This window comes from Amycolatopsis sp. lyj-90, from assembly GCF_046549035.1.
Lineage (GTDB): Bacteria > Actinomycetota > Actinomycetes > Mycobacteriales > Pseudonocardiaceae > Amycolatopsis.
Map to the genome: position 1 here is coordinate 201,201 of NZ_JAJPWP010000012.1, position 25,885 is coordinate 227,085.

The following is a 25,885-nucleotide window of genomic DNA, read 5'->3' on the forward strand; positions in this document are numbered from 1 at the left end:
GATGAAGCGTTGCCTCGACGACGAGTTCCCGGACGCGCACTGTGAGCTTGACTTCACCACTCCGCTCGAACTGCTGGTCGCGGTCGTGCTTTCGGCGCAGACCACCGACGTCCGCGTGAATCAGGTCACCCCCGCGCTCTTCGCGCGCTATCGAAGTGCCGCCGACTACGCCGGCGCCGACCGAACCGAACTCGAGGAATACCTCCGGTCGACGGGCTTTTTCCGGGCCAAGGCGAACTCGGTGATGGGACTCGGCGCCGCGCTGGTGGAGCGCTACGACGGTGAAGTGCCCGGCAAGCTGAAGGACCTCGTCACGCTGCCCGGTGTCGGCCGCAAAACGGCCAACGTCGTGCTCGGCGACGCCTTCGGAGTGCCGGGGATAACCGTCGACACCCACTTCGGCCGCCTGGTCCGCCGCTGGGGCTGGACCGAGGAGGAAGACCCGGTCAAGGTCGAGCACGCCGTCGGCGAGCTGATCCCGCGCAAGGAGTGGACGCTCCTGTCGCACCGGACGATCTTCCACGGCCGCCGCGTCTGCCACGCCCGCAAACCCGCCTGTGGCGCCTGTCCGCTGGCCAAGATGTGCCCCTCGTACGGAACCGGCCCGACGGACTTCGAAGAGGCCGCGAAGCTGGTCAAGGGCGAAGAACGCGAGCACATCCTGGATCTGGCGGCCGCGCGGTGACCAGGGTCACCAAACTGGCCCTCGGCGCCGCCGTGCTGGTGGTGGCCCTGATCGTCGCGTTGCTCACGACTCGTGACAGTCAGGGGCCGGTGAAGACCTCCGGCGACCTGACAGCCGCCCGCGCGAAGGCCGGGCTGGCCGCGTGCCCGCCGCCTGGCCCCGGCGAGGTGGCGAAGCTGCGCGGGGTCGATGTCGAATGCCTCGGCGACGGCTCCCGGGTCGATCTCGCCCGGGCGCTTTCGGACGGTCCCGTGCTGGTCAACCTGTGGGCGTCGTGGTGCCAGCCGTGCCGCTCCGAGCTGCCGCTGCTGCAGGAGTACGCCGCGCAGCCCGGTGCCGCGCGCGTGCTCCTCGTCCAGGTCGCGAGCTCCGGGGCCGACGGTCTGGCGTTGCTGGCCGAGCTCGGTATCCGGCTGCCGTCGGTGTTCGACGGTGACGGTCAGTCGGGGCCGGCGCGGACGGCACTGAAGGTCCCTCCCTCTCTTCCGGCGACGTACCTGGTCACGAAGGGGGGAGACGTCCGGCTCATCGAGAACCCACGCGTCTTCCTGAACACTGAGCAGGTGCGCGCCGCAGTGGAAGGGACACCATGACCGGCCCTCTCGTGCACCCGGAGGCCGTGCCCGCCTGGCTGCAACCGCTCGTCAAGATCAGCGGGGACGTCGACGCGGCCGCCTTCAGCCGGTTCAGCGTGCCACCGGACGCGAGCTACCGGTCCGCGTCCGTCCTGATGCTCTTCGGCGAGGGCCCGCAGGGGCCGGACGTCCTGCTCCAGCGCCGCGCCGACACGCTCGGCTCGCACGCGGGCCAGGTCTCCTTCCCCGGCGGTGGCGCCGAGTCCGGTGACGACGGGCCGGTCGGCACCGCGCTGCGCGAGGCGGAAGAAGAGACCGGCGTCGAGCCTTCCGGCGTGCTGCCGGTCGCCGTCTTCCCCGAACTGTTCGTGCCGGTTTCCGCCTTCGCCGTGACGCCGGTGCTCGCCTACTGGCGGACGCCGTCCCCGGTGCACGCCGTCGATCCCGGCGAGACGGCGGCGGTGGCGCGGGTGCCGGTCGCCGAACTGACCGACCCGGCCAACCGGTTCCAGGTCAGGCGCGAGGGATTCGACTGGAAGGGCCCGGCGTTCGACGTCGGCGGGTTGTTCGTCTGGGGCTTCACGGCCGGTCTGCTGGCGATGACGTTGTCGCTCGGCGGCTGGGAACGGGACTGGGACCACGGCGACGTCCGGGACCTTGACGTAGCGTTGGCCGAACATCAGGCGCGGGTCGACGGGCGGCAAGTGCCGGAGAAGGAGTAGGCGCCGGTGAACTGGGTTGACGTACTGGTGATCCTGCTCGCGCTGCTGGCGGGCGTGTCCGGCGCGTTCCAGGGGGTGATCATCGCTCTCCCCTCGTTGGTCGGGGTGGTGCTGGGCGCGCTCGCGGGGATCAAGATCGCGCCGCTGGTCGTCGAACTTTTCGAGCATCCGGCGGCGAAGGTCGCCTTCGCGGTGGCGACCGTGGTGTTCCTGGTCGCGCTCGGCGAGACCCTCGGCGTCTGGGTGGGGCGGAAACTGCGCCAGAAGATCAACCCGGACAAGCTTTCCGGCGTCGACAAGACGCTCGGCGCGGTGGTGCAGGCCGCCGTGGTGTTCGTGGTCGCCTGGCTGATCGCGACGCCGCTCACGGCCGTCTCGGGAGTGCCCGGGCTGGCGAAATCGATCAACAGCTCCGTCGTGCTCGGCGGCGTCAACGACGTCATGCCGGACGCGGCACAGGGATTCCCGAGCGAACTGCGCAAACTGCTGGACGCGTCGGGCTTCCCGTCCATTGTGGACCCGTTCCAGAAGCCGAACGTCCAGGACACCAGCCCGCCGGACACCGCGCTGCAGGCGAGCGCGATCGTCAAGCAGGTGCACGGCAGCGTCGTGAAGATCCGCGGCAACGCGACTTCGTGCTCGCGGGCGCTGGAAGGCAGCGGTTTCGTCATCGCGCCGCAGCGCGTGATGACGAACGCGCACGTCGTCGCCGGCACCGACGAGGTCGCCATCGAAGCGACTTCGGGCAAGTTCGCGGCCAGGGTCGTCTACTTCGACCCCGAGGCCGACGTGGCCGTGCTCGCGGTGCCGAGGTTGCAGGCGCCGGTGCTCCCGTTCACGCCGAAGGTCGCTCGGGCGGGCGACAACGCGATCGTGCTCGGCTACCCGCTCGACGGCCCGTACACCGCGACGCCCGCCAGAGTGCGCGGCCGGATCAACCTGCGCGGGCCGGACATCTACGAGTCCAACACCGTGCAGCGCGACGTGTTCACCGTGCGCGGGCAGGTCCGCAGCGGGAACTCGGGCGGGCCGATGATCAATCCCGAGGGTGAGGTCATCGGGGTCGTCTTCGGCGCGGCCGTCGAGGATCCGGAGACCGGCTTCACGCTGACGTCCGAACAGGTCAAACCGGTGGTGGACACGGCTCCGGCGCTGAGCGCGAACACTTCCACCGGTCCCTGCGCCAACTGAGCGTTCCGCCGCCGGCCGGTGCTATGAAAGGCCCGTTACTTGCAAATTTTGCAAGTAACGGGCCTTTCATAGCGCGCGCGAAGCGGGTCAGGAGCCCGAAGAGCGGCCCTCGCGCCACGAAGCCACGGTCTCCTCGACGTCCAGCGGCCGTGCCCGCAGTACCGGCCCGCCCGCCGGACGCCGGTGCTCGGTCCGGATCCGTTCGTTCAGTTCCTCGACGATCTCCCGCACCCGTGCCTCCCGGCGCACCCGCGCCAGTGTGTCCGGCAGGTCGTCGAGTTCCTTGGCGATCGCCAGCGACGGCGGCAGCAACGCCGAAACGTCGTGCCCTTCGCTGCGGACCTTGTTCACCACCCAGGCGAGCGCGGTGTCCTTGCCGTCGGTCTTCGGCAGCGGTTTCCCCGCGCCGGGAAGGTCGTCGAAGTCGCCCTTCGCCTGTGCGGCACTGACCTGCCGGTCCACCCAGGACTCGAACGACACGCCCGTCGGTTTGCGCTCGGTCATGCTTCCAAGATACGGAGGAAGTCCACCAGCGCGGCCGAAGTGCGCTCCGGGGCCTCCAGATGCGGGAAGTGCCCGATGCCGGGCCAGCGTTCGAGTCGCGCGTCCGGGGCCCAGCGGCGCGACGCGGCCGCGGTGTCCGGCAGGACGCACCGGTCGTCCTCGCCGTGCAGTTGCAGCACTCGGGCGGCATAGCGGCCTCGCAGTGCTTCGCTGAACCGGCGGCCTTCGCCGCGGAACTGCGCGCGGAACGCCCATCGGTAGTACTCGAGCGCGCTGTGCGGCACTCCCGGCACGAGCATCGCCTGCCGGAACGTCCGGACGGTTTCGGCGAAGTCCGAAGTATCCGTCCATTGTGGACCGGACCAGCTCCGGAAAAGCTCCTCGACGGCGAACGCGTCGTCCTTGACCAGCCATTTCTCCGGCGCCATCGGCACCTGGAAGCGAAACAGATGTCCCGAAGCGCGCAGCTGCCCCGGCCGCCGGACGGCCCGGCGCAACGCCAGCGGATGCGCGCCGCCCAGCACGCTGACCGACGAGACCAGCCGGGGGTGCAGCGCGCCGACCGTCCACGCGAGCATGCCGCCCCAGGCATGTCCGACGAGATGGGCCTTGCGCGCGCCGAGTGACTTGATCAGCCCGCCGACGTCGCCCGCGAGGGTCCAGGCGTCGTAGCCGCGCGGGGGTTTGTCCGAGTCTCCGTAGCCGCGCAGATCCACCGCGACCGCGCGGAAACCGGCGTCGGCGAGCGCGGTCAGCTGGTGGTGCCAGGTCCACCAGAACTCGGCGAACCCGTGCAGCAGCAGGACCACCGGGCCGTCGCCGAGTTCGGCGACGTGCAGTCGGATGCCATTTGCTGAGACGTCACGATGGGTCCACGGACCGTCGGTCCGGACGATCGACGGGTCCGGTGTCGCCTGCACCGATTCGAAGACTTCTCAGCCGCGATCCGCGGGCACGTCGTCCGCGTCGTGCTTCGGCTTGAACGCGGCGGCGGTGTCCTTGAAGCTGTTGATCGTGCGCTCCGGCGCCTTGATCTTCTTCACCTTCAGGTAGCCGAGGAAGCCCGCGGCGATGGTCGTGACGAGCATCAACCCGAACACGATCGCGAACGCCGCCCAGCGCTGCAGCCACTCCGACAGCAGTTCGCCGAGGAAGAAAAAGAAGAAGAACGAGCTGTACAGCCCGATGACCAGCGCGATCAGGAAGAAGAGGGCTCCCTTGAGGCCCTTCTTCGCCTCCGCGACGACCTCGGATTTGGCCAGCTCGACCTCGGCGCGGATCAGCGTCGAGACGTGCTGTGTGGCATCGCCGACGAGTTTCCCGAGGGACTGCTCGCTCGCTACCACGTCGTCATCGCTCGACAGGGGGAGGTAGGGCACGGCCCCCACGCCGTCGGGGCCGGTGCGTTCGTGCTTGGGGCTGCTCACACCGGTCATCGTGCCACGTGCCCTCATCCTGGGCGCGGCGGACCGGCGAGTGTCGCGCTAGAGATCCTCGCGCGCGTGCACGCGGCTGCGGTGCACGAGCATCGCGGCGGCCGAAAGCGAGGCGATGGCCGAAGCGATCAAGACCGCCGTCTTCGCCAGTTCGACGGACTCGCCGTCGAGCGCGAGGTCGGCGATCAGCAGGCTCACGGTGAACCCGACGCCGCCGAGCATCGACAGCGCGCCGATGTCCCGCCAGCCCATGCCCCTGGGTTTCTCCGCGAGCTTGAACTTCACCGCGAGCAGGCTGGCGCCGAAGATCCCGACGAGCTTCCCGCCGACCAGCCCGACCAGGACGGCCAGCGGCAACGCCGTGGTGAAGACGGCGCCGAGCGACTCGGCGTTCACGGTGATCCCCGCGGCGAACAGCGCGAACAACGGCACGGCGACCGCGGCCGACCACGGCTGCAGTCGGTGTTCGAGCCGGATCGCTGGTGCGTGCTCCTCGCCTTCGTCAGAGCGGACGCGGGTGAGCAGGCCGAGCGCGACGCCGGCGATGGTGGCGTGGATGCCCGCCGAGTGCACCGCGACCCAGGTGATCAGCGCGAGCGGCACGTAGATCCAGGCGCTGCGGACGCGACGGTGCTGCAGATAGGCGTACAGCGCGAGAGCGACGACGGCGACACCCGCGGCGACGAGGTCGAACTTCGCGGTGAACAGGATCGCGATGACGAGGATCGCGCCGAGGTCGTCGACCACCGCCAGCGAGAGCAGGAAGACCCGCGCGCTGCTCGGCAGGTTGGACGCGGTGATGGCGAGCACGCCCAGCGCGAAGGCGATGTCCGTGGCGACCGGGATGGCCCACGCGCGATCGATGCCCGGCGCCCCCCAGCCGACGGCGAGGGCGACCAGCGCCGGGACGATCATGCCGCCGATCGCGGCCACCACCGGCAGGATCGCCTGCTTGAACCGGGAGAGTTCGCCGACCACGAGTTCGCGTTTGAGTTCGAGTCCCGCGACGAAGAAGAACAGTGCGAGCAGGCCGTCCTTGGCCCAATCGCCGATCGTCAGATTCAGGTGCAGGAATTCGGGGCCGAGCCGGAAATCGCGGATCGCGCGGTAAAGGTCGTCGATGGGCGAATTAGCCCAGAGCAGGGCGATGGCGGTGGCACCGAGCAGGATCAGCCCGCCGGTGGTCTCGGTGCGGAGATAGCGGGCGAAGTCGGCGACGACGGCTTTCGCGGGACGGTTGGGGCCGGACAAGGCATCCTCCGGTTTTCGGCGACACGAATACTGTTGCCGACCAGACTTCCCGGCGCACCTTGACTCGATTTTAACGCCTTGAGCTGCGAATTTCATCTCTTCATGACGGTTGCCACAAGATCATCCGGACGTCGGTGTCCCGTCCACATGCTGGGCTTCTAGCATGTCAAGTGAAAACCGACAACGATGTCTTCGATAAGGACGGCATGGTGAGTACCTCTACCGAGGTCCAGCACGACACGAGGTTCTTCGGGCACCCACGAGGGCTGGCGAACCTCTTCGGCGTCGAGATGTGGGAGCGGTTCTCCTATTACGGGATGCTCGGCATCCTCCCCATCTACCTCTACTACGAAGTCAGTCAGGGTGGCCTCGCGCTGCCGAAGGCCTCCGCGCTCGGCATCGTCGGCGCGTACGGCGGCATGGTCTACCTGTCGGCGGTGATCGGCGCCTGGGTCGCGGACCGCGTGCTCGGCTCCGAACGGACGCTGTTCTACAGCGCGATCCTGATCATGATCGGCCACATCAGCCTGGCGATCCTGCCCGGGCTGGCCGGTATCGCCGTGGGTCTCTTCTGCGTCGCCGTCGGCAGTGGCGGGCTGAAGTCCAACGCCACGGCCATCGTCGGGACGCTGTACGCGAAGGACGACGAGCGCCGCGACGGTGGTTTCACGATCTTCTACATGGGCGTGAACATCGGTGGTTTCGTCGGACCGCTGCTGACCGGCCTCGCGCAGAGCGAACTCGGCTTCCACATCGGCTTCGGGCTCGCCGCGGTCGGGATGGCGCTCGGCCTGACCCAGTACACGATCGGCCGCAAGAACCTCGGCGAGAAGGCGAGCGAGATCCCCAACCCGCTGCCCGCGTCGCAGCGTCCGCTGGTCTTCATCGGTACCGCGGCCGGTGTCGCGGCGATCGTGCTCCTGATCGTCTTCGGGGTGATCAACCCGGCGAACCTGGTCGACATCGTCGTCTGGACCGTCGCGGTCATCTCGGTGATCTACTTCGTGGTGATCATCAGCAGCAAGAAGATCACCTCCGAGGAACGCAGCCGGGTGTACTCGTTCATCCCGATGTTCATCGCGAGCGCGGCGTTCTTCTCGCTGTACCAGCAACAGTTCACCGTCGTCGCGGCCTACACCGACGAGCGGCTGAACCGCACCATCTTCGGCTGGGAGATGCCGGTGGCGTGGGTCAACTCGATCAACCCGGTGTTCATCATCCTGTTCGCGCCGGTGATCGCGGCGATCTGGACGAAACTCGGCTCGCGGCAGCCGTCCTCGCCGGTCAAGTTCGTGCTCGGCACGGTGACCATGGGCTTGGCGTTCCTGTTGTTCCTCCCGATGGTCGGCAGCGGCAAGAACGCCAGCCCGCTGCTCGCGCTGGCGGGCATCCTGTTCGTGTTCACCATGGCGGAACTGATGCTTTCGCCGGTCGGTCTTTCGCTTTCGACCAAACTCGCGCCGGAGGCCTTCCGGACGCAGATGGTGGCGCTGAACTTCCTGTCCATCTCACTCGGTACGGCGATGTCCGGAAAGCTCGCCGAGTACTACTCGGTGGACGACGAAGCGCCGTACTTCAGCATCGTCGGCGGGGTCGCCATCGTGGTCGGTGTGGCCCTTCTGGTGGCGACGCCGATGATCCGCAAGCTGATGAAGGGCGTCCACTAGACGCTCCGATTCGAAAGTGAAGGCCTCCTTCCCGCGCACAACGCGAGGAAGGGGGCCTTCACGCATTTCGGGCCTTTCGGGAACCCGTCGTCATTGTTCTGCGTCCGAGGGGACGAACTGAGACGATCATCACGGACGACGCAAACCGGACCAACAGGGTTGACAAGATGACGAGTCCCGAAAACGCACAGTCGGACGGCAAACCGATCCCGCGGGAATTCCCGCCGGTCGTGTACCTGCCCTGCGTGGAAGCCGTGGCCGACGCCAGTGAAGCCCGCGTCGCCATGCGCACCACGAGAGACGGCCGGGTCGCGCTCCTCGCGTATTCCGCGCTCGACCGTCTGCATGACTGCTGCGGCCCGAACCAGCCATGGATCGTCATGCCGACGCCGGGACTCGACGCGCTCCAGAAAGCGCAGTCCTTCCAGCTCTTGCTGCTCGATGTCGTGATTCCCGAGGACAAGCGCCAGGAGGGGGCGGCATGACCGGGCCGAAGGTCGATCACGACGTCCTGGACGGCATCGCGAAAACACTGCGCGACGCCGGCTCCGACGTAGACAATCTGGGGAATTCGGTCCCGGGAACCCCTGACGCGGGTGATGGCACGCCCGCGGTGACCGGCATCCTCGCGCATTTCGTCGAGAACGCGAGTTCGTTCGTACTGGGGGCGGCGGGGGCCGGTGACGACGTCGCCACGGCGAACAAGGGATACCGCGAGCAAGACCATGCCGCGGGTGAAGACGTACAGAAGGCGGCCGGGGGGCGCTGACCATGGGAATCGACACCAAGATCGAGGGAAATCCGGAAAGCGTCCGCGGCGCGGGCCATTGGCTGCGGGACTCGCTGGCGAAAAGCGTTTCGGAAGCGGCGACGCAGATCTACAACGCCCGGAACAGCGCCGACGCCGGATGGGGTGGCGAGGGCGGCCAGGCCTTCCGCGCCAAGATGACCACCGGCGCCGAGAAGACCGATCAGTTGTCGGCCGCCGCGAAAGCGGCCGCGCAGAACTTCGACACCTACGCCGCGGACCTGCACCGTGCCCAGGAGGACATGCGCAAGGTCCGGGAACGCGCGGCGGGCGCCGGGCTCACGGTGAACGGCGAAGTGATCGTGGATCCGGGCAAGGGGCCGTCCGCACCCGGCGCGGCTCCCACCGGCGAGGCCGCGACGCCGGAGGCGGTGAAGTCGCACAACGACGCCGTCACCGCTTCCAACGCGCACGCGGCCAAGGTCACCGCCTACAACACCGCCAAAACCGAATCCGACGCCGCGCGGCACATCGCGAAGCTCGCGGGTGACACGTTGAAGAACGTCTGGCAGGACGTCACGCAGAAGTGGTTCCTCGTGGTCGGTGATCTCACCAGTGGCGCCGCCGGGACGCTCGCCGCGAAGCATTCGTCGATTCTCGGCAAGCAGGCGAAGTTCCTTTCCGAAGAATCCGCGAAGTTCCTGGAACGAGCGCGAACCGCGCCGGCGGGGACACCGGCGTCGCAGATTTATCGCGATGTCGACCTCGGCCGGACGGCGGCCGCGCAGGCCGACGACGTCGCCGCGGCGGCCAAGAGCACCGACGCCAACGCGGCGAAATGGGGGCTTCGCGCGGGTGGCGCGCTGGCCGTCGCCGGGGTCGTCTACGACATCGCGAACGGCAAACCGGCCGCACAGGCGATCGTCTCCGGCGGGGTCGGCTTCGGTGCGTCGGTGGCCGCGGGCGCGGCGATCGGCACCCTGATCCCGGTGCCCGTCGTCGGAACGGCGGTCGGTGCGATCGGCGGTGCTGTGGTAGGTGTATTCGCGTCGGGCATGGTCGATTCCCTGTGGACGAACGGGATCGGCGACGTGGGCGGAGCGATCGAGGACGGGGCCGAAGCCGTGGGCAATGCGGGCAAGGCCATCGGCGGACTGGCCAAGGACGCGTGGGATGCCATCTTCTGACCCGAACGGACGCCCCGCGGAATGGCCGCCCGGCGACGGCGCGAAGTACAAGGCGGCGCTGGTCTTCGTGGTGCTCCTCGGGGGCGCGTGCGTGCCCGTCGGGTTCGGTTTCGTCGCGATCGGCAAGGCGGGCGCGCTCAAGTACGCACTGCTGTTCGCGGCGTTGTTCCTGCTGACGGCGGCCTACGGGCTGGTGACCAGGGTCCGGCCGGGCCATCGTCAGGGCGACATCGCGATCACCACCTACGAGGGGCGGCCCGCGACCGAAATCCGGTACTCGCAGGCGGCCTTCACGATCCTGGCCGCGCTGATGGCCTGCGTGACGGCGATCTGCGCGCTGGGCGCGTGGGACTTCCTGTCCGCGGGCGAAGACGTCCCCGCGGCGCCGGTCGGGGCCGCGCTACTCGGGATCGCCGCCTTGTTCTTCCTCAGTTTCTTCGGCTTCGTGCTGGCTGGGCGGCTGCAACGCGGCAGGGTCGTGCTGGCGCAGCAGGGCATTTTCCAGCGCGGCAGGGCTTTCTCGTCGTTCCTGCCGTGGGAGGCGTTCGCCGGGGCGAAGGCCGCGTACAACGGGACACCCGAGGTCCTGGTGATCGCGTACACGAACGCGCCGTGGGACAAACGGCAGCTCAGCGGGTTCTGGAAGCTCGACAAGCTGCCGCCCGCGCCGATGATCGAAATCGACACGACTTCGTTCGCCGTCGATCCGAACGTCGTCTATCACCTGGTGCGGTTCTACGTGGAGAACCCCGCCGCCCGCGCGGAACTGGGCACGGACGCCTCTTTGCGCCGGTTCAGTCGACACTGACGCCGAACAGCACGCCGACGTAGTAGGTCACCACCATCGTCAGCGCGCCGACACCGACGTTCCTCGCGATCGCGCGGCCGACGTGCGCGTCGCCGAGTTTCGCGCTGAGGAAGCCGGTCAGGACCAGCCCGACCACGACCGCCGACGCGCAGGCCCAGACCCGCGCCGAGGTCGACGTCCACACGATCGACAGCAGTGGCAGCAGCGCGCCGACGGTGAACGCCACCAGCGACGCCCACGCCGCCTGCCACGGACTGGTCAGATTGTCCGGATCGATGCCGAGTTCGGCCTCGGCGTGCGCTTGCAGCGCGTCCTTTTCGGTCAGTTCGCGGGCGACCTCGGCGGCGAGTTCCGGGGAAAGGCCCTTCGCCTCGTAGATTCCCGCGAGTTCCCGTTCTTCGGCTTCGGGCATCTCTTTCAGTTCGCGTTTTTCCAGCCGCAACTGCGCGCGTTCGGTGTCGCGCTGGGTGCTCACCGAGACGTATTCGCCGCCCGCCATGGAAAGCGCGCCCGCGACCAGTCCCGCGATTCCCGCGGTCGCGATCGCGGTGGAGTCGGTGGTCGCGCCCGCGACGCCGACCACGATGCCCGCCACCGACACGATCCCGTCGTTCGCGCCGAGAACCCCGGCACGCAGCCAGTTCAGCTTGCCGCCGAGGTCCTCATGAGGTTCGTGAGGATGGGCTGTCGACACGGTATCGGTCACCGTTTCAGTGAAACACGAAGAACGGGAATCGGCGAGAGGAAACTGTTTCGGTCAATGCGGGCAAACCCGGAACCGTCGCGAAAGCCAGCGTGCGGGCGAGCGACAGAAAACGCCACTCACGACCCACCTGTACCGGGCTAAGTTGTGCCTGTGGCCGAAGTGGTGATCCTGATCGGGCTCCAAGCGTCCGGGAAGACGACGTTCTTCCGGCGGGAGTTCGCGGACACGCACGTCCACGTCAGCAAGGACACCTTCCCCAACGCCCGCCGTCCGCAGGTCCGCCAGCTGCGGATGCTCACCGAGGCGCTCGAAGACGGTCGTTCGGTGGTCGTGGACAACACCAACCCGTCGGCCGAGGAGTGGGTGCCGCTGATCGAGGTCGCCAAAAAGTACGGTGCGAAGGTTGCCGGGTACTGGTTCCCGCCGGACTTCGTCGGTTCGCAGGAGCGCAACGCACGCCGGCAAGGCAAAACCCGGGTGCCGGACGTCGGTCTGTATGCGACGCTCAAACGCCTCAGGCGACCTGGCGCCGAGGACGGTTTCGACGAGCTGTACACCGTCGGTTTCGACGGCGAGGGCGGTTTCGTCGTGGAACGGGGGTGATCGTGGAGTCCGGCGGTTTCGAAGCACGGCAACGGGAACGCGAGTGGTTCCACGGTCTGACGGTGCCGCCTGGCTCCTGGACGGTGCTCCGCGTCGACGGCAGGGGATTCTCCAAGTTCACCGAAGCGCGGTTCGAGAAGCCGTTCGATCCGCGGTTCGGCGAGTGCATGGTCGAAACCGCGAACGCCTTGCTCGCGGAGTTCGCTTCGCCTTACGTCTACACGGAAAGCGACGAGATCTCGGTCCTGCTCGACCCCGCCGCCGACCTCTTCGGCCGGGGTGTCGAGAAGCTCGTGTCGATCTCCGCGGGGGTCGCGTCGGCCGCGTTCACCCACGCGGCGGGGACGCCCGCGCACTTCGACGGCCGGGTCTGGCTCGGCACGACGGCCGACGACGTCGTCGACTACTTCTCGTGGCGTCAGGCGGACGCGACCCGCTGCGCGCTCAACGGCTGGTGCTACTGGATCCTGCGCAAGGCGGGGAAGTCGGCGAGTGAGGCCGGGGCCGCCATCGAAGGCGCGGGTACCGCGGAAAAGAACGAACTGCTCTTCGCGCACGGCGTCAATTTCGCCGAAGTGCCCACCTGGCAGCGACGCGGCGTCGGGCTGTACTGGGAGACCTATGAACGCACGGGTTTCGACCCGGTGCGCGAGATCGAGGTCTCCGCGACCCGCCGCCGCGTCCGCGTCGAGCGCGAGTTGCCGATGAAGGCCGAGTACCGCGCCTTCCTCGGCGAGCTGCTTCAGCCGATCGGTTCGGGCAGCCGCCGCACGGTGTAGGCGAGGTCGATCGTCTCGCCGGTCGCCGGGTCGCCCAGTTCCACGCGCCAGGAGTCGGCGAACTGGTCGACGCCGTGCACCATCGGGATCGTGCCCGAGATCAGCACCGTGCCCGGCGCGTGCAGACCGCGTTCGCGCAGCACGTCCAGCCAGTACGACGGCGGCAGCAGTTCCGCGAGTTTTCCTTGCTGGATCAGGGTTTCCCCGGCCCAGGCGGACAGCGTGAGCTCGTCGAGCCGGTCTTGGACGTCGACGAGCCGCCACGCCTTGGCGGCGAGGACGTCGGGGCCGGCGTTCTTGCTCCACGCGACGCCATGGGCTTCGAGCGCGCGGTCGGTGTGGTCGCAGGCGGCGGTCAGCAGGACGTCCTCGGGGGCCGGACCGGTGATGACGAGGGCCCATTCCGCCTCGCCGGAGGTCCGTTCGTGCTGCACGGGGACCTCTTCGGTCTGGCTCGCCAGGTACGGCGCGACCGGGTAGAGCGCCGGGATCACCGAGGGCGCCGGGACACCGAGTTCGGCCAGTTCGGCCACGTGGGCGGCGACGTCTTCCTGGCTGCGACCGGCGTATCCGGCGTTCAGCAGCGTGTGGACCTCGGTCCGCCGCTCCTGGCCGTCGGGAAGGGTGAAACGCAGCTCAGGCATCTGTCCTCCGAAATTGGGGGTTGCGCATACAGCTTGTATACAAGGAGTATATCCGCAATTCAACCCCTCCCGGCGGGGTTGAGGGACCTCGAACGGACGGGAAGTGGACATGACCGCACCAGCCGGTGACCGGCGCTCGCTGCACAAGGCCTTCGCGGCCAGCCTCTCGGGAACAGCGCTCGAGTGGTACGACTTCGCGGCCTACTCGGTGGCGGCCGCGACGATCTTCGGGCATCTCTTCTTCCCCTCGGAAGACCAGCTCGCGAGCACGATGGCGGCGTTCTCCACCTACGCCGTCGGCTACCTCGCCCGGCCGCTCGGCGGGTTCATCTTCGGCCGCCTCGGCGACGTGCTCGGCCGCAAGCGCATCCTGGTCATGACGCTCGTGCTCACCGGGGTCGCGACGTTCCTCATCGGCGTCCTGCCCACGTACGAGAGCATCGGCGGCTTCGCGGCGATCCTGCTCGTGGCGCTGCGCTTCGCACAGGGTGTCGGCATCGGCGGCGAATGGGGTGGCGCCGTCCTGCTGTCGAGTGAGTTCGGGGATCCGGGCAAACGCGGGTTCTGGGCGTCGGCCGCGCAGATCGGCCCGCCCGCGGGCAACCTGCTCGCGAACGGCGTCCTCGCCGTATTGGCCGCGCTGCTGACCGAGGACCAGTTCAACAGCTGGGGCTGGCGGATCGCGTTCCTGTTGTCGGGAGTGCTGGTCGTGTTCGGCCTGTGGATCCGCCTCAAGCTGGAGGAAACGCCGGTCTTCAAGCAGCTCCAGGAGCGTGGCGAACGTTCGTCGGCGCCGATCTCCGAGGTCTTCCGCACCGAACGCCGCGCGCTGATCGCGGCCGTGCTGATCCGTGTCTGCCCGGACGTCCTCTACGCGCTGTTCACCGTTTTCGTGCTGACCTACGTCACCACGCACACCGGCCTCTCGCGCGGCGCCGGGCTGGCCGCGGTGATGATCGGCTCGGCGTTCCAGCTGGTACTGATGCCCCTGTTCGGCGCGCTGTCGGACCGGGTCTCGCGCCGCAAGATGTACCTGTTCGCGACCATCGCCGCCGGGATCTGGCCGTTCGTGTTCTTCCCGATGGTCAGCGGTGGTTCGTTCGCGATGCTGGCGATCGGCATCGTGCTCGCGCTCGTCATCCACGCGGCGCTCTACGGGCCGCAGGCCGCGCTCGTCACCGAGCAGTTCTCGCCGCGACTGCGCTACACCGGCAGCTCGCTGGCGTACACCCTCGCCGGGGTCATCGGCGGAGCGCCCGCGCCGTTGCTGTTCACGGCGCTGCTCGCCGGCTTCGACAGCTGGCTCGCGATCGGGGTCTACCTGCTGGCGACCGCGGTCGTGACCGTCATCGGGGTCCTGCTCGCCCGTGACCCGGACCGCGAGGAAGAGGCCGCGGCCCTGGAGGCCGCTCGATGACCTGGACGCCGATGTCCACAGTGGAGGGTCTGTCGCTGATCGGCGGACAGGGCCGGTTCCGGACGGCCGCCACGGCGGAAGGCGGTCTGGTGTACGAGATCTTCTACCCGGCGGGCGTCGCCTCTCCCGTGCACAGCCACGATCACGACAGCATCGTGTACCTGGTTTCGGGTTCGCTGCGCGGCACGCTCGACGGCCGGGAGGTGACGCTCGAGGTGGGCGAGACGATCGTCCACCCGCGCGGTGTCCCGCACAGCGTCGAGGCCATTGTGGACAGTCAGTGGATCGAGTTCAAAACGCCACTGCCGTCGCGGCCGCCGATCAGCGGATAAAAGAAACCGGGGCGGACACTGAAGTTCCAGCGTCCGCCCCGGTCGGGAGGAAAGTCTTACGCGTCCAGCTCGGCCAGGGCCAGCTTCGCCTTCTCCAGCTCGGCTTCGAGCTGGGCGACCTTCGCGGCCTGAAGCTCGCGAGCGGCGTTGATGACCTCGTCGATCGGGCCCGACAGGTCCGCGTGCAGTTCCTTGGCGGCGCGGGACACGGCGGCGGCCGGGATCTCCAGGCCCTTCGCGACCCACTTGGCGCCGTTCTTGAGCTCGGCCTGCCACTCGCCGTCGGCGGTGCCGGTGACCGTGAGCGTCAGCTCGACGGTGCGGGTCTTCTTCGCCGTCGTGGCGACCTTGGGGCGGCCACGCTTGGGCTTGGGGGACTCCGCCGCGGCTTCTCCGGCGGGGGTCTCCGTCTTGTCTTCGGCCGGGGAGTCCCCGGTCTCGGTGGCCGTCGCGTTCTCGGCCGTCTCGGTGGACTCTGCCTGCGGCTTCGAGTCGACGGGCGCTTCAGTAGCCGCTTCTTCGGACACGGCGTCAGTGCGTGTCAAGGCATCCACGGTCATCGTCGGTGTCGTCTCCTTGCCCGGGTATGGGGTGGTACCCGGCACATCCTAGAACAGGCGTTCGACTGTCGCGCGGCAGGGTGTGCTAAGCGTGTCGCATGATCGGATCGGTCCGCGACGATCGGGCGCGGTCCGGTCGCGCTCCGTCAGAGTCGACGGCGAAGGGAGGCCTCGTGATCTCGGCACTCAACCGGCTCGTCGACCTGGTCGATGAGCACCTCACCGACGAGCTCGACGTCATCGGGCTGGCCGGTGCGCTCGGCACGACCGAGTACCACCTGCGCCGGATGTTCTCGTCGCTGGCGGGAATGCCGCTGTCGGAGTACATCCGCCGTCGCCGCATGACCGCCGCCGTCGCCGACGTCGTCCGTGGCGAGGACGATCTGCTGACCATCGCCGTCCGGTACGGCTACGGCTCGGCAGAGGCGTTCGGCAGGGCGTTCCGGGCGGTCCACGGCGCCGGTCCCGGTGACGTCCGCCGCGACGGAGGCCCCCTTCGCACACAACCGCGGCTCAGGTTCCGCCTGAGCGTCGAAGGGAGCATCCCCATGGAAACCCGCATCGTCGACCGCCCCGCTTTCCGGCTCGTCGGGCACGCGACCCGCGTCCCGCTGGTCCACGAGGGCGTCAATCCGCACATCCAACGGCACATCACCGCGCTGCCGCCGGAAGCGCACGCCCGGCTGAAAGCGCTCAGCGACACCGAGCCGCCGGGGCTGCTGCAGGTCAGCGACGCTCTCGACCCGGACGGCGCCGAGCTGACCTACCTGCACGGGGTCGCCATCACCGGGGAAGCGCCCGGCGATCTCGACGTCATCGAGGTGCCGTCCGGGCGGTGGGCGGTCTTCCGTACCGACGGCCCGCATCCGGAGGCGCTGCAGAAGGTGTGGGCGGCGACGGCGACCGAGTGGTTCCCGTCCAACCCGTGGCGGCTGCGGCCGGGGCCGTCGATCGTCACGATCCTGGAGCACTCGGACGACTTCGGGACCGCCACTTGTGAGCTTTGGCTGGCTGTCGAGCCTGCCTGACCGATGCTATGAAAGGCCCGTTACTTGCAAAATTTGCAAGTAACGGGCCTTTCATAGCGCTCTCGGGAGCTACTCCTCGGACTTGCCCGACTTCAGGCCCGAAGAGATCAGGTCCATCACGGACGAGTCGGCCAGCGTGGTGACGTCGCCGACCTGGCGGTTCTCGGCGACGTCGCGCAGCAGGCGGCGCATGATCTTGCCGGACCGCGTCTTCGGCAGTTCCTGCACGACCAGGATCTGCCGCGGCTTCGCGATCGGGCCGATCTCCTTGGCGACGTGGTTGCGCAGTTCCTGCACGGCCTTGTCACCACCGTCGACGGCGTTGCCGCGCAGGATGACGAACGCGACGATGCCCTGTCCGGTGGTCGGGTCGGACGCGCCGACGACGGCGGCCTCGGCGACCGTCGGGTGCGAGACCAGCGCGGACTCGACCTCGGTGGTCGAGATGCGGTGCCCGGACACGTTCATCACGTCGTCGACCCGGCCCAGCAGCCAGATGTCGCCGTCGGCGTCGTACTTCGCGCCGTCACCGGCGAAGTAGTAGCCCTGGTCGCGGAAGCGCGACCAGTAGGTGTCGCGGAACCGCTCCTCGTCGCCCCAGATGCCGCGCAACATGCCCGGCCACGGCTTGTCGAGCACCAGGTAGCCGCCGCCACCCTTGCCGACCTCGACGCCCTGGTCGTCGACGACCTTCGCCGAGATGCCCGGCAGCGCCTTCTGCGCGGAGCCCGGCTTCGTGGAGGTGACGCCCGGAAGCGGCGAGATCATGATCCCGCCGGTCTCGGTCTGCCACCAGGTGTCGACGATCGGCGCCGAGTTCGCGCCGACGTTCTCGCGGTACCAGATCCACGCTTCGGGGTTGATCGGCTCGCCGACGCTGCCCAGCACGCGCAGCGAGGAGAGGTCGTACTTCTCCGGGATCTCGTTGCCCCACTTCATGAACGTGCGGATCAACGTGGGCGCGGTGTAGTAGATGGAGACCTTGTGCTGCTGGACGATCTCCCAGTGGCGGCCCTCGTGCGGCGTGTTCGGCGTGCCTTCGTAGACGACCTGCGTCGTCCGGTTCGCCAGCGGCCCGTACACGATGTAGGTGTGCCCGGTGATCCAGCCGATGTCGGCGGTGCACCAGTAGACGTCTTCGCCGGCCTTGTGGTCGAAGACGTTGTGGTGCGTGTACGCCGCCTGGGTCAGGTAACCGCCGGAGGTGTGCAGGATGCCCTTCGGCTTCCCGGTGGTGCCGGAGGTGTAGAGGATGAAGAGCGGGTGCTCGGAGTCGAACGCCTGCGGCGCGTGCTCCGCGGACTGGCCGTCGACCAGTTCGTGCCACCAGAGGTCGCGGCCTTCGGTGATGGGCACCTCGTCGCCGGTGCGGCGGACGACGATGACCTTCTCGACCGATTCGGCGCCTTCGAGCGCTTCGTCGACGTTGACCTTCATCGGCGCGGCCTTGCCGCGGCGGTACTGGCCGTCGGTGGTGATGACGATCCTCGCCGCCTGGTCGTCCACCCGGGATCGCAGCGCTGTCGGGGAAAAACCACCGAAGACGACACTGTGCAGAACACCGATGCGGGCGCACGCGAGCATCGCGAAGATCGCTTCGGGCACCATCGGCATCTGGATGGCGACGCGGTCGCCCGCGGTGAGGCCGAGGGACTCGAAGGCGTTCGCCGCCCGGGAGACCTCGTCCTTCAGCTGCGCGTACGTGATGTCACGGCTGTCGCCGGGCTCGCCGACCCAGTGGATGGCGACCTGGTCTCCGTGTCCGCCGTCTACGTGGCGGTCGACACAGTTGTAGGCGACGTTCAGCTTCCCGCCCACGAACCACTTCGCGACCGGCGCATTGGTCCAGTCCAATACCTGCGACCACTTCGTGTCCCAGTGGAGGCGCTCGGCCTGCTTGGCCCAGAAAGCTTCCCGGTCCGCGTCGGCTTCGGCGTAGAAGTCGGCGGTGGCATTCGCTTGCGCGCTGAAAGCCTCACTCGGGGGGAAGGTCCTGCTCTCCGTGAGCAAATTGTCCAGCGCCGGCGACTGCTCGGTCATGGTGCGATGCCTCCTGTGATTCGCGTGTCTTCACGCCCGTTGGCACGCTATCGACGTTACGACGCGAAGTAAAAGGTTGCATCGTGGTTGCGCGCGGCATTCATCCGCTTGAGGACAAAGCGGAACGGACCGCGGGCCATTCTGGTCCGGTGAGGGAGTAGACAACGGTGTCACGGACGGTTCCGTCGGGCCGGACGCGATGCGCGCGCAGCACCCCTTCCCGCTGTGCGCCGAGGCGTTCGATCGCCTTCTGTGACTTCAGGTTGTTGATGTCGGTCTCCCACGAGACACGGTTCGCGCCGAGGTCGTCGAAAGCGTGGCGCAGCAACAGGAGTTTCGACTCGCGGTTGAGCCCGGTCCGCTGCCACGCGGAGCCGATCCAGGTGTAGCCGAGGGAAATGATCTTGTGGCGCGCGTTCATCGCGTAGAACGACGTCGTGCCCGCGACCTCGCCGGTGTGCGCGTCGAGCTGTACCCAGGCGCGGCGGTCCGGGTCGGCGAGGATGTCTTCGACCATCGCTTCGGCCGCGGCGAGGTCCCGGGGCTGCCGGAGGCTGAGCCAGGTCCAGATCGCGGGGTCGGATCCGGCTTCGAAGAGTCCTTTGGCGTGGTCGCGGGTGAGCGGTTCGAGGCGGACGCGTTCGCCCGCCAGGGTCGCGTGGTCGTTCCAGTCGTTCACGATCTTGACGTTACGTCCCGGCATTGGCCCTGCTGGATAGCCAGTTTCGAAGCATTCGAGAAGGCCACTGAGGCGTTGCCTATGCTCGCGGGAACGATCGAGAAGGCGAGGCGCGCATGGCCGAGGAGCGGGAAGAGCTCACCTGGGAGTTGTTCGGAACGGCCAGCAGGGAGCTGGCGCAGGCCGTCGCCGACGACGGGTTCGAGCCGGACCTGATCCTGTCGATCGCGCGCGGCGGGCTGTTCGTCGCCGGCGCGCTCGGCTACGCACTGGACGTGAAGAACCTGCACGTGATGAACGTCGAGTTCTACACCGGCGTCGATCAGCGTCTCGACCTGCCGGTGATGCTGCCGCCGGTACCGAACGTCGTCGACCTGACGAAGAAGAAGGTGCTCGTCGCCGACGACGTGGCGGATACCGGCGCGACGTTGAAGCTGGTCCGCGACTTCTGCGCCGACCACGTCGCCGAGGTGCGCTGCGCGGTCGTCTACGAGAAGCCGCGCTCCGACGTGAAATGCGAGTACGTCTGGAAGCACACGGATCGGTGGATCAACTTCCCGTGGTCGGTGCAGGCGCCGGTCGTGCGCCGCGAGGGTCAGGTGCTGGACGCGTGACGGATCCACTGAAGCCGCTGCTGGACCTAGAAGGTGTCGCGGCGGCCGCGAAATCGGCGCAGGACGCGGTGTTCGCCGTCCACCGGCTGCCCGCCAACCTGCGCGGCGGCGCGGCGACGGCCGCCGAAGCGTCCGTGCGGTCGGCGCGCGCGTCGGCCGGGATCGAGGGCGCGGCGCCCGAACTGCCGGAATCCGGCGAAGTGACCGATCCGGTGCTGGCGGGTGCGTTGCGCGTCGCGGAAGCGCTGGAGGGGCTGCTCCCGGTGTGGCGGCGTGCGCCGCTGCAGGCGTTGGCGCGCTTGCACGTCCTCGCCGCGTCGGATCTGGTGACGGACCTCGACGCGCTGGGACGACCGCGGTCGTCCGGTGACGTCGGGCCGCGGCTGGAGATGCTGGCGCAACTCGTCACCGGCGCGACGTCGGTCCCCGGACCGGTGCTCACCGCCGTCGTGCACGGGGAACTGTTGGCGCTGAAGCCTTTCGGGTCGGCGGACGGGATCGTCGCGCGGGCGGCGGCCCGGCTTTCGGCGGTGGCGACGGGGCTGGACCCGAAGGCGCTGACGGTGCCTGAGGTCGCGTACTTCCGGCGCGTGCCGAAGTACCTCGAAGCCGCTTCGGCTTTTACGGACGGGACTCCCGAGGGCGTCCGGTCCTGGCTGCTCTTCTCCTGCGAAGCCTTCGAGGCGGGCGCCCGCGAGGCGAAGTCCATCTCGGACGCCGCCGGCTGACTCCCTCCGCCCGCGTTTCGTCCTCTAGTTGCGGTACTTGCACGCGCAACTACCGCAACAAGAGGACGAAACGCGCGACTTGAGACACCCTCCCCCCCGGCTGCCCCCTCGCGCCCCTCCGGCCACCGGCCCCGGCTGGCCCCTCGCGCCCCCCGGGCTACCGCCCCCGGCTGACCCCGGACCCCCTCCGCCTCCCCCCGGACCGCCTCCGGCAGACGCTAGGAACGGGCCTTTCCTTGCAAAATTTGCAAGGAAAGGCCCGTTCATTGCGGGGCTCGAGGGGCACCGGGGCGACCCGACGTGCGGGACGCGACCGGACACCCCGGGCGTTTAGTCCTCTAGTGGCGGTAGTTGGCGGGACGAACGACCGCAACTAGAGGACGAAACGCGGGGGTGTGGTGTGCCGACAGGGGATCTTGAGCAGGTGTAGCGAGTAGCCACATGGCTTAAGTGCCTGCAGCGACCTAACGTCGTCGGGCATGAGTGGTGCGTATCACAGCGATCTGGCGGGTAAGTCCGCGCTGGTCACGGGCGCGGCGAGCGGGATCGGCCTGGCCTGCGCCGAAGCGCTCGCCCAGGCCGGGGCCAAGGTCCACCTCGTCGACATCGACGATGCCGTCGAGAAGGCTGCGGCCGAGGTCGACGGCATCGCGCACGTCGCCGACCTCACCGACGCCCGGGCCATCGAGACCCTCCCGGCCGAGGTCGACATCCTCGTCAACAACGCCGGCTTCCAGCACATCGCGCCGATCCACGAGTTCCCGCCGGAGACGTTCACCCGCCTCCAGACGCTCATGGTCACCGCGCCGTTCCTGCTCATCCGCCGCGTGCTGCCGCGGATGTACGACCGAGGCTGGGGTCGTGTGGTCAACATGTCCAGCGTCCACGGCCTCCGCGCGAGCCCGTTCAAATCCGCGTACGTCACCGCGAAGCACGCGCTCGAAGGACTCTCCAAGGTCACCGCGCTCGAAGGCGCCGAACACGGGGTGACCAGCAACTGCGTCAGCCCCGGCTACGTCCGGACCCCGTTGGTCACCGGTCAGCTCGAAGCGCAGGCCGAAGAACACGGCCTCGAACGCGACGCCGTCATCGAGCAGGTCCTGCTGCGGCGTTCGGCGATCAAGCGGCTCATCGAACCCGCGGACGTCGCCGCGTGCGTGCTCTGGCTCTCCGGCGACCACGCCGCCCATGTCACCGGTACCTCGATCCCCCTCGACGGCGGCTGGACCGCCGCGTGAACCCTCCAGAAAGGACGTCCCCGGTGACCACGCAACCCCGTGGCTCGATCGCGAAGGTGGTCAGTGCCAGCCTGATCGGAACGACGATCGAGTGGTACGACTTCTTCCTCTACACCTCCGCCGCGGCGCTGGTGTTCGGCAAATTGTTCTTCCCCACCAACGATCCGCTGACCGGCACGCTGCTCGCGTTCCTGACCTACGCCGTCGGCTTCCTCGCGCGGCCGATCGGCGGGCTGGTGTTCGGGCACTTCGGGGACCGGGTCGGCCGCAAGAAGCTGCTGGTGCTGAGCCTGCTGCTGATGGGCGGTTCGACCTGCGCGATGGGCATCCTCCCGACGTATGCGACCGTCGGCGTGCTGGCGCCGATCCTGCTGACGTTGCTGCGGCTGGTCCAAGGGTTCGCCCTCGGCGGCGAATGGGGCGGCGCGGTGCTGATCGTCTCCGAACACGGTGACGACAAGCGCCGTGGGTTCTGGGCGTCGTGGCCGCAGTGCGGCGCCCCCGGCGGGAACCTGCTCGCGACGGCGGTCCTGGCGATCCTCGCCGCGACCCAGTCCGACGAGGCGTTCCTCAGCTGGGGCTGGCGGATCCCGTTCCTGCTTTCCGGGGTCCTCGTGGTGATCGGGCTCTGGATCCGGCTCGCGGTCAGCGAATCGCCCGTCTTCCTGGCGGCACAAGAAAAGAGCGCGCCCGAGCACGCGCCGGTCGTCGAGGTGTTCCGGAACAACTGGCGCGCGGTGCTGATCACGATCGGTTCGCGCATGGCGGAGAACGTTTCGTACTACGTGATCACCGCGTTCATTCTGGTTTACGTCACCACCGGATTGAGTTTGCCGAAATCCGCGGGACTCAACGCGGTGCTCATCGGTTCGGCCGTGCATTTCCTGACCATTCCCTTGTGGGGCATTCTTTCCGACCGGATCGGCCGCCGCCCGGTCTATCTGTTCGGCGCGATCGGTATGGCGGTGTGGAGCTTCGCGTTCTTCGCGATGCTCGACACGAAGAATTCCGGTGTCATCATTCTCGCGGCGACCGTCGGGCTGGTGCTGCACGGTGCGATGTACGGTCCGCAGGCCGCGTTCTTCTCCGAGCAGTTCCCGACGCGGGTCCGCTACACCGGCCTTTCGGTCGGCGGGCAGCTGTCGTCGATCGCGGCGGGCGCGGTGGCGCCGCTCATCGCGGTCGCGCTGTTCAAGGAGTTCGGCAGCACGGTCCCGGTCTCGCTCTACGTCGTCGCGATGTGCGTGCTGACGGTGATCGCGCTGCTCGCCGCCCGCGAGACCAAGGGGGAATCCCTGCACTCCGAAGTTCTCACGGAGCGCGGTCACGTGTCAGCATGACCGTTGTGGACGGTGCGGAAACGACGAGGGCTTTGCGCCGGCTGCTCGAACTGCTCGCCTCCGGGGCGGGCAGTGAGCAGCTGGCGCACGTCCCCGTCGACCCGAAGGCCACCGAGCTGGCGCTGCGGATCCGCGACACCGTCGCCGAGCACCGGCGGCGCGAGGCGGAGCTGGCCGCGCTGTTCGACACGGCCAGCGACCTCGCCAGGCTGGACGATCCGGACGCCGTCCTCCGGTCGATCGTGCGGCGGGCGCGGGCACTGCTCGGCGTGGACGTCTCGTACCTCAGCCTCAACGACGAGACCGAGGGCAACACCTACGTCCGCGTGACCGACGGCTCGGTTTCCGCGCTGTTCCAGGACATCGTGCTGGGGATGGGCGAGGGGCTCGGCGGGCTGGTCGCGCAGACCGCGCGGCCGTACGCGACGGCGGACTACTTCAACGACAAGCGGTTCCGCCACACTTCGTCGATCGACACCGGCGTGCTCGACGAGGGGCTGACAGCGATCCTCGGGGTGCCGCTGGCGATCGGAAGCAAGGTCATCGGGGTGCTGTTCGCCTCGGATCGGACCACGCGCGAGTTCTCGCCGGAAGAGGTCGCGCTGCTGTCGTCGCTGGCCGACCACGCGGCGATCGCGCTGGACAACGCGCATCTGCTCGACGAGACGCGGCGCGCGGTCGCCGAGCTGAACGCCGCCAACGCGACGATCAGCGCGCACAACGACGCGATGCGCCGCGCCGAAGACGCGCATGACCGGCTGATGGATCTCGTGCTGCGCGGCGGTGACCTGGCCGAGGTCGCCGCGGCGGTCGCGGACGTGCTCGGCGGCGGGATCGCCGTCTACGACGCGGACGGCGCTGTGCTGGCCAGGACCGGTGGGGAGCTGAGCCTCTCGCGTGCCGCCGTGTCCGTGTCCCGCGCGAGTGGACGGGCGGTGTCCACTGAGGACGGTTGGCTGTGCGCGGTCCAGGCCGGGCAGGAGTTCCTCGGCAGCCTGGTGCTGGGTGGCGGGCGGTCGCTCGGCGAGGCCGACAGGCGGCTGTTCGAGCGGGCGGGCGTGGTCACCGCGGTACTGCTGATGCAGCGGCGGTCCGTCGCGCGTGCCGAGGACGAGGTGCGCGGAGAACTGCTGTCGGACCTGCTCACCGCGCCGGGCCGCAATCCCGCCGCGCTGCTGGCACGAGGTCGCCGCCTGGGAGTCGATCTGTCGACATCGCACGCGGTGCTGATCGCCCACTCCGACGACGTCTCCCGGCGGCGGCTGGCCATGGCCGCCGCCCGGCACGCGGATCTGGTCGGTGTCCACGCCGACGAGGTCGTCCTGCTGGTCCGCGGCGAGGACGCCGGCGCGCTGGCCCGGTCCGTCGCCGCCGAACTCGCGTCCACAATGGACTGCCCGGTGACGGTGGGCGCGGCGGGACCGGCCACCTCGCCACGGGCCCTGGCCGAGGCGCACGCGGAGGCCGCGCGGTGTGTCGCGTCGTTGCTCGCCCTCGGCCGGGTGGGTGAAGGCGCGAGCATGGCCGACCTCGGGTTCGTCGGGCTGCTCCTCGGCGAACACGCCGATCTCGACGCGTACGTGACGGCCACGATCGGCCCGGTCCTCGACTACGACGAACGCCGCGGCACGGATCTGATCGGCACTTTACGGGCGTATTTCGCCTGTGGCGGCAACTTGACGCGGGCGAAGGACCTGCTTCACGTGCACGTCAACACCGTCGTGCAGCGGCTGGACCGCATCGCGTCGTTGCTGGGCGAGCAGTGGCAGACGCCCGAGCGCGCGCTGGAACTCCAGCTCGCGCTCAGGCTGCACCGTCTCACCAATGACCGAACCGGATGACGTCGGAGAAGTCGCGTCGAGCGACCGTCGTCGCCGACGAGCCGGGCGATGGGCCGGGCTCGTCGCCGTGGCCGAGGGCCACGACGCCGATCGGATCGTGATCCTCCGGCACGCCGAACTCGCCGTGGAGGCGCTCCACACTCTCGGGGGCGAGGCCGAAGAACACCGCGCCCAGCCCCTCGTCGACGGCGGTCTGCAGGATCAGCAGCGCCGCCATCCCGGTGTCGACGTCCCAGTACGGCACGCGCCACCAGGAGTCGTCACCTTCGGCGAAACCCTTGTCGGGCTTGGCGTAGCGGTCGAGGTAGGCGTTCTTGACCGAGAGCGGCACGATCGCGACCGGTGCCGTGGTGACGGATTCCGGCGCCCAGCTGGCTCCGAACTCCCAGAACTTGGCGAGTTCTTCACCGGTCAGGACGAGAAATCCTTGTCCTTGTGAGAATCCGGCCGAGGGACCTTTCAGCGCGTTGCGCAGGATGCGCTGAAGGCTCGCCTGGGCGACGGGCTCGTCGGTGAACTTCCGGACCATGCGACGGCGTCGTACGACGTCCTGGAATTCCAT

29 protein-coding genes are annotated in these 25,885 nt (G+C 68.6%); 19 read left to right on the forward strand and 10 right to left on the reverse strand.

Annotated elements, in window-relative coordinates:
* The first annotated feature begins 1 nt into the window (after window position 1).
* The 4 genes from nth to ACLJPX_RS36985 are packed head-to-tail and all read left to right on the forward strand — an operon-like array spanning window position 2 to window position 3,173.
* A complete protein-coding gene (gene nth / locus ACLJPX_RS36970; protein ID WP_410605079.1) occupies window positions 2-685 on the forward strand; it encodes an endonuclease III in 684 nt (227 codons plus the stop codon).
* On the forward strand, window positions 682-1,278 hold the full coding sequence (locus ACLJPX_RS36975; protein WP_410604947.1) for a TlpA family protein disulfide reductase: 597 nt from the start codon (window positions 682-684) through the stop codon (window positions 1,276-1,278). The genes nth and ACLJPX_RS36975 overlap by 4 nt, the downstream gene beginning before the upstream one ends.
* Window positions 1,275-1,982: an NUDIX hydrolase gene (locus ACLJPX_RS36980; protein WP_410604948.1), complete on the forward strand. Its 708-nt coding sequence runs from the start codon at window positions 1,275-1,277 to the stop codon at window positions 1,980-1,982. Before ACLJPX_RS36975 ends, ACLJPX_RS36980 begins: the two co-directional genes overlap by 4 nt.
* A gap of 6 nt (window positions 1,983-1,988) precedes the next feature.
* Window positions 1,989-3,173, forward strand: a complete 1,185-nt coding sequence (locus tag ACLJPX_RS36985; protein ID WP_410604949.1) for a MarP family serine protease — start codon at window positions 1,989-1,991, stop codon at window positions 3,171-3,173.
* 87 nt (window positions 3,174-3,260) lie between these two features.
* On the opposite strand, the gene ACLJPX_RS36990 is transcribed toward ACLJPX_RS36985, so the two are convergent.
* From ACLJPX_RS36990 to nhaA, 4 genes are read right to left on the reverse strand one after another with little or no spacing between them, the layout of a single operon-like run.
* Window positions 3,261-3,677, reverse strand: a complete 417-nt coding sequence (locus ACLJPX_RS36990) for a DUF1992 domain-containing protein (RefSeq protein ID WP_410604950.1) — start codon at window positions 3,675-3,677, stop codon at window positions 3,261-3,263.
* On the reverse strand, window positions 3,674-4,597 hold the full coding sequence (locus ACLJPX_RS36995) for an alpha/beta fold hydrolase (RefSeq protein WP_410604951.1): 924 nt from the start codon (window positions 4,595-4,597) through the stop codon (window positions 3,674-3,676). The genes ACLJPX_RS36990 and ACLJPX_RS36995 overlap by 4 nt, the downstream gene beginning before the upstream one ends.
* 15 nt (window positions 4,598-4,612) lie before the next feature.
* A complete protein-coding gene (locus ACLJPX_RS37000; protein ID WP_101611136.1) occupies window positions 4,613-5,113 on the reverse strand; it encodes a phage holin family protein in 501 nt (166 codons plus the stop codon).
* Window positions 5,114-5,161: 48 nt separating this feature from the next.
* The gene (gene nhaA, locus ACLJPX_RS37005) at window positions 5,162-6,364 is read right to left on the reverse strand and encodes a Na+/H+ antiporter NhaA (RefSeq protein WP_410604952.1); all 1,203 of its coding nucleotides are present in this window, start codon (window positions 6,362-6,364) and stop codon (window positions 5,162-5,164) included.
* Window positions 6,365-6,570: 206 nt separating this feature from the next.
* On the opposite strand from nhaA, the gene ACLJPX_RS37010 reads away from it, so the two are divergent.
* The 5 genes from ACLJPX_RS37010 to ACLJPX_RS37030 all read left to right on the forward strand — a co-directional run bounded on the left by ACLJPX_RS37010 (window position 6,571) and on the right by ACLJPX_RS37030 (window position 10,774).
* Entirely contained in the window at window positions 6,571-8,031 is a 1,461-nt protein-coding gene (locus ACLJPX_RS37010) for a peptide MFS transporter (RefSeq protein WP_410604953.1), read from the forward strand.
* Between the two features lie 167 nt (window positions 8,032-8,198).
* Entirely contained in the window at window positions 8,199-8,516 is a 318-nt protein-coding gene (locus ACLJPX_RS37015) for an SAV_915 family protein (protein WP_410604954.1), read from the forward strand.
* Window positions 8,513-8,800 carry a hypothetical protein gene (locus ACLJPX_RS37020; protein ID WP_410604955.1) on the forward strand — a complete coding sequence of 96 codons (288 nt, stop codon included), beginning with the start codon at window positions 8,513-8,515 and terminating at the stop codon, window positions 8,798-8,800. The genes ACLJPX_RS37015 and ACLJPX_RS37020 overlap by 4 nt, the downstream gene beginning before the upstream one ends.
* Window positions 8,801-8,802: 2 nt before the next feature.
* Window positions 8,803-9,966, forward strand: a complete 1,164-nt coding sequence (locus ACLJPX_RS37025) for a hypothetical protein (RefSeq protein WP_410604956.1) — start codon at window positions 8,803-8,805, stop codon at window positions 9,964-9,966.
* On the forward strand, window positions 9,953-10,774 hold the full coding sequence (locus ACLJPX_RS37030) for a hypothetical protein (protein ID WP_410604957.1): 822 nt from the start codon (window positions 9,953-9,955) through the stop codon (window positions 10,772-10,774). The genes ACLJPX_RS37025 and ACLJPX_RS37030 overlap by 14 nt, the downstream gene beginning before the upstream one ends.
* Here ACLJPX_RS37030 and ACLJPX_RS37035 read toward each other — a convergent pair.
* Complete coding sequence (locus ACLJPX_RS37035; protein WP_410604958.1) at window positions 10,761-11,480, reverse strand: VIT family protein; 720 nt, start codon at window positions 11,478-11,480, stop codon at window positions 10,761-10,763. The genes ACLJPX_RS37030 and ACLJPX_RS37035 overlap by 14 nt on opposite strands.
* 150 nt (window positions 11,481-11,630) lie before the next feature.
* Here ACLJPX_RS37035 and ACLJPX_RS37040 point away from each other — a divergent pair, with 150 nt between their 5' ends.
* On the forward strand, window positions 11,631-12,083 hold the full coding sequence (locus ACLJPX_RS37040; protein ID WP_410604959.1) for an AAA family ATPase: 453 nt from the start codon (window positions 11,631-11,633) through the stop codon (window positions 12,081-12,083).
* The gene (locus ACLJPX_RS37045) at window positions 12,080-12,862 is read left to right on the forward strand and encodes a tRNA(His) guanylyltransferase Thg1 family protein (RefSeq protein WP_410604960.1); all 783 of its coding nucleotides are present in this window, start codon (window positions 12,080-12,082) and stop codon (window positions 12,860-12,862) included. Before ACLJPX_RS37040 ends, ACLJPX_RS37045 begins: the two co-directional genes overlap by 4 nt.
* On the opposite strand, the gene ACLJPX_RS37050 is transcribed toward ACLJPX_RS37045, so the two are convergent.
* Window positions 12,826-13,506, reverse strand: coding sequence for a DUF2848 domain-containing protein (locus tag ACLJPX_RS37050; protein WP_101611132.1), 681 nt, complete (start codon window positions 13,504-13,506; stop codon window positions 12,826-12,828). The two genes, ACLJPX_RS37045 and ACLJPX_RS37050, sit on opposite strands and share 37 nt — an antisense overlap.
* A gap of 109 nt (window positions 13,507-13,615) precedes the next feature.
* Between ACLJPX_RS37050 and ACLJPX_RS37055 the strand changes: the two genes are divergently transcribed.
* Both ACLJPX_RS37055 and ACLJPX_RS37060 read left to right on the forward strand, forming a co-directional pair.
* Window positions 13,616-14,923 (forward strand): MFS transporter, encoded by a 1,308-nt coding sequence (locus tag ACLJPX_RS37055; RefSeq protein WP_410604961.1) that lies wholly within the window; start codon window positions 13,616-13,618, stop codon window positions 14,921-14,923.
* Window positions 14,920-15,255: a cupin domain-containing protein gene (locus ACLJPX_RS37060; protein WP_410604962.1), complete on the forward strand. Its 336-nt coding sequence runs from the start codon at window positions 14,920-14,922 to the stop codon at window positions 15,253-15,255. The genes ACLJPX_RS37055 and ACLJPX_RS37060 overlap by 4 nt, the downstream gene beginning before the upstream one ends.
* A 56-nt stretch (window positions 15,256-15,311) precedes the next feature.
* On the opposite strand, the gene ACLJPX_RS37065 is transcribed toward ACLJPX_RS37060, so the two are convergent.
* Window positions 15,312-15,815: a DUF6319 family protein gene (locus tag ACLJPX_RS37065; protein WP_410604963.1), complete on the reverse strand. Its 504-nt coding sequence runs from the start codon at window positions 15,813-15,815 to the stop codon at window positions 15,312-15,314.
* 173 nt (window positions 15,816-15,988) lie between these two features.
* Here ACLJPX_RS37065 and ACLJPX_RS37070 point away from each other — a divergent pair, with 173 nt between their 5' ends.
* Complete coding sequence (locus ACLJPX_RS37070; protein WP_410604964.1) at window positions 15,989-16,843, forward strand: GyrI-like domain-containing protein; 855 nt, start codon at window positions 15,989-15,991, stop codon at window positions 16,841-16,843.
* A gap of 69 nt (window positions 16,844-16,912) precedes the next feature.
* Here the strand turns inward: ACLJPX_RS37070 and acs are convergent, their stop codons facing one another.
* Both acs and ACLJPX_RS37080 read right to left on the reverse strand, forming a co-directional pair.
* Window positions 16,913-18,883, reverse strand: coding sequence for an acetate--CoA ligase (gene acs / locus ACLJPX_RS37075; protein WP_410604965.1), 1,971 nt, complete (start codon window positions 18,881-18,883; stop codon window positions 16,913-16,915).
* A 100-nt stretch (window positions 18,884-18,983) separates the two neighbouring features.
* Window positions 18,984-19,562 carry a GNAT family N-acetyltransferase gene (locus ACLJPX_RS37080; protein ID WP_410604966.1) on the reverse strand — a complete coding sequence of 193 codons (579 nt, stop codon included), beginning with the start codon at window positions 19,560-19,562 and terminating at the stop codon, window positions 18,984-18,986.
* Window positions 19,563-19,678: 116 nt separating this feature from the next.
* Here ACLJPX_RS37080 and ACLJPX_RS37085 point away from each other — a divergent pair, with 116 nt between their 5' ends.
* The 5 genes from ACLJPX_RS37085 to ACLJPX_RS37105 all read left to right on the forward strand — a co-directional run bounded on the left by ACLJPX_RS37085 (window position 19,679) and on the right by ACLJPX_RS37105 (window position 25,323).
* A complete protein-coding gene (locus tag ACLJPX_RS37085; protein WP_101611127.1) occupies window positions 19,679-20,176 on the forward strand; it encodes a phosphoribosyltransferase in 498 nt (165 codons plus the stop codon).
* Window positions 20,173-20,904: an oxidoreductase gene (locus ACLJPX_RS37090; protein ID WP_410604967.1), complete on the forward strand. Its 732-nt coding sequence runs from the start codon at window positions 20,173-20,175 to the stop codon at window positions 20,902-20,904. Before ACLJPX_RS37085 ends, ACLJPX_RS37090 begins: the two co-directional genes overlap by 4 nt.
* A gap of 479 nt (window positions 20,905-21,383) precedes the next feature.
* Complete coding sequence (locus ACLJPX_RS37095) at window positions 21,384-22,142, forward strand: 3-hydroxybutyrate dehydrogenase (protein WP_410604968.1); 759 nt, start codon at window positions 21,384-21,386, stop codon at window positions 22,140-22,142.
* 23 nt (window positions 22,143-22,165) lie between these two features.
* Complete coding sequence (locus tag ACLJPX_RS37100) at window positions 22,166-23,482, forward strand: MFS transporter (protein WP_410604969.1); 1,317 nt, start codon at window positions 22,166-22,168, stop codon at window positions 23,480-23,482.
* Complete coding sequence (locus tag ACLJPX_RS37105; protein WP_410604970.1) at window positions 23,479-25,323, forward strand: helix-turn-helix domain-containing protein; 1,845 nt, start codon at window positions 23,479-23,481, stop codon at window positions 25,321-25,323. Before ACLJPX_RS37100 ends, ACLJPX_RS37105 begins: the two co-directional genes overlap by 4 nt.
* Here the strand turns inward: ACLJPX_RS37105 and ACLJPX_RS37110 are convergent.
* Window positions 25,301-25,885 carry a nitroreductase family protein gene (locus ACLJPX_RS37110; RefSeq protein ID WP_410604971.1) on the reverse strand — a complete coding sequence of 195 codons (585 nt, stop codon included), beginning with the start codon at window positions 25,883-25,885 and terminating at the stop codon, window positions 25,301-25,303. The two genes, ACLJPX_RS37105 and ACLJPX_RS37110, sit on opposite strands and share 23 nt — an antisense overlap.

What these genes read in the sequence shown, in the direction of transcription:
- nth (WP_410605079.1), top strand. Translation starts at nt 2, where the DNA reads ATGAAGCGTTGCCTCGACGACGAGTTCCCGGACGCGCACTGTGAGCTT.
- ACLJPX_RS36980 (WP_410604948.1), top strand. Translation starts at nt 1,275, where the DNA reads ATGACCGGCCCTCTCGTGCACCCGGAGGCCGTGCCCGCCTGGCTGCAA.
- ACLJPX_RS36990 (WP_410604950.1), bottom strand. Translation starts at nt 3,677, where the DNA reads ATGACCGAGCGCAAACCGACGGGCGTGTCGTTCGAGTCCTGGGTGGAC.
- ACLJPX_RS37000 (WP_101611136.1), bottom strand. Translation starts at nt 5,113, where the DNA reads ATGACCGGTGTGAGCAGCCCCAAGCACGAACGCACCGGCCCCGACGGC.
- ACLJPX_RS37010 (WP_410604953.1), top strand. Translation starts at nt 6,571, where the DNA reads ATGGTGAGTACCTCTACCGAGGTCCAGCACGACACGAGGTTCTTCGGG.
- ACLJPX_RS37015 (WP_410604954.1), top strand. Translation starts at nt 8,199, where the DNA reads ATGACGAGTCCCGAAAACGCACAGTCGGACGGCAAACCGATCCCGCGG.
- ACLJPX_RS37020 (WP_410604955.1), top strand. Translation starts at nt 8,513, where the DNA reads ATGACCGGGCCGAAGGTCGATCACGACGTCCTGGACGGCATCGCGAAA.
- ACLJPX_RS37025 (WP_410604956.1), top strand. Translation starts at nt 8,803, where the DNA reads ATGGGAATCGACACCAAGATCGAGGGAAATCCGGAAAGCGTCCGCGGC.
- ACLJPX_RS37030 (WP_410604957.1), top strand. Translation starts at nt 9,953, where the DNA reads ATGCCATCTTCTGACCCGAACGGACGCCCCGCGGAATGGCCGCCCGGC.
- ACLJPX_RS37050 (WP_101611132.1), bottom strand. Translation starts at nt 13,506, where the DNA reads ATGCCTGAGCTGCGTTTCACCCTTCCCGACGGCCAGGAGCGGCGGACC.
- ACLJPX_RS37055 (WP_410604961.1), top strand. Translation starts at nt 13,616, where the DNA reads ATGACCGCACCAGCCGGTGACCGGCGCTCGCTGCACAAGGCCTTCGCG.
- ACLJPX_RS37060 (WP_410604962.1), top strand. Translation starts at nt 14,920, where the DNA reads ATGACCTGGACGCCGATGTCCACAGTGGAGGGTCTGTCGCTGATCGGC.
- ACLJPX_RS37065 (WP_410604963.1), bottom strand. Translation starts at nt 15,815, where the DNA reads ATGACCGTGGATGCCTTGACACGCACTGACGCCGTGTCCGAAGAAGCG.
- acs (WP_410604965.1), bottom strand. Translation starts at nt 18,883, where the DNA reads ATGACCGAGCAGTCGCCGGCGCTGGACAATTTGCTCACGGAGAGCAGG.
- ACLJPX_RS37085 (WP_101611127.1), top strand. Translation starts at nt 19,679, where the DNA reads ATGGCCGAGGAGCGGGAAGAGCTCACCTGGGAGTTGTTCGGAACGGCC.
- ACLJPX_RS37095 (WP_410604968.1), top strand. Translation starts at nt 21,384, where the DNA reads ATGAGTGGTGCGTATCACAGCGATCTGGCGGGTAAGTCCGCGCTGGTC.
- ACLJPX_RS37105 (WP_410604970.1), top strand. Translation starts at nt 23,479, where the DNA reads ATGACCGTTGTGGACGGTGCGGAAACGACGAGGGCTTTGCGCCGGCTG.
- ACLJPX_RS37110 (WP_410604971.1), bottom strand. Translation starts at nt 25,885, where the DNA reads ATGGAATTCCAGGACGTCGTACGACGCCGTCGCATGGTCCGGAAGTTC.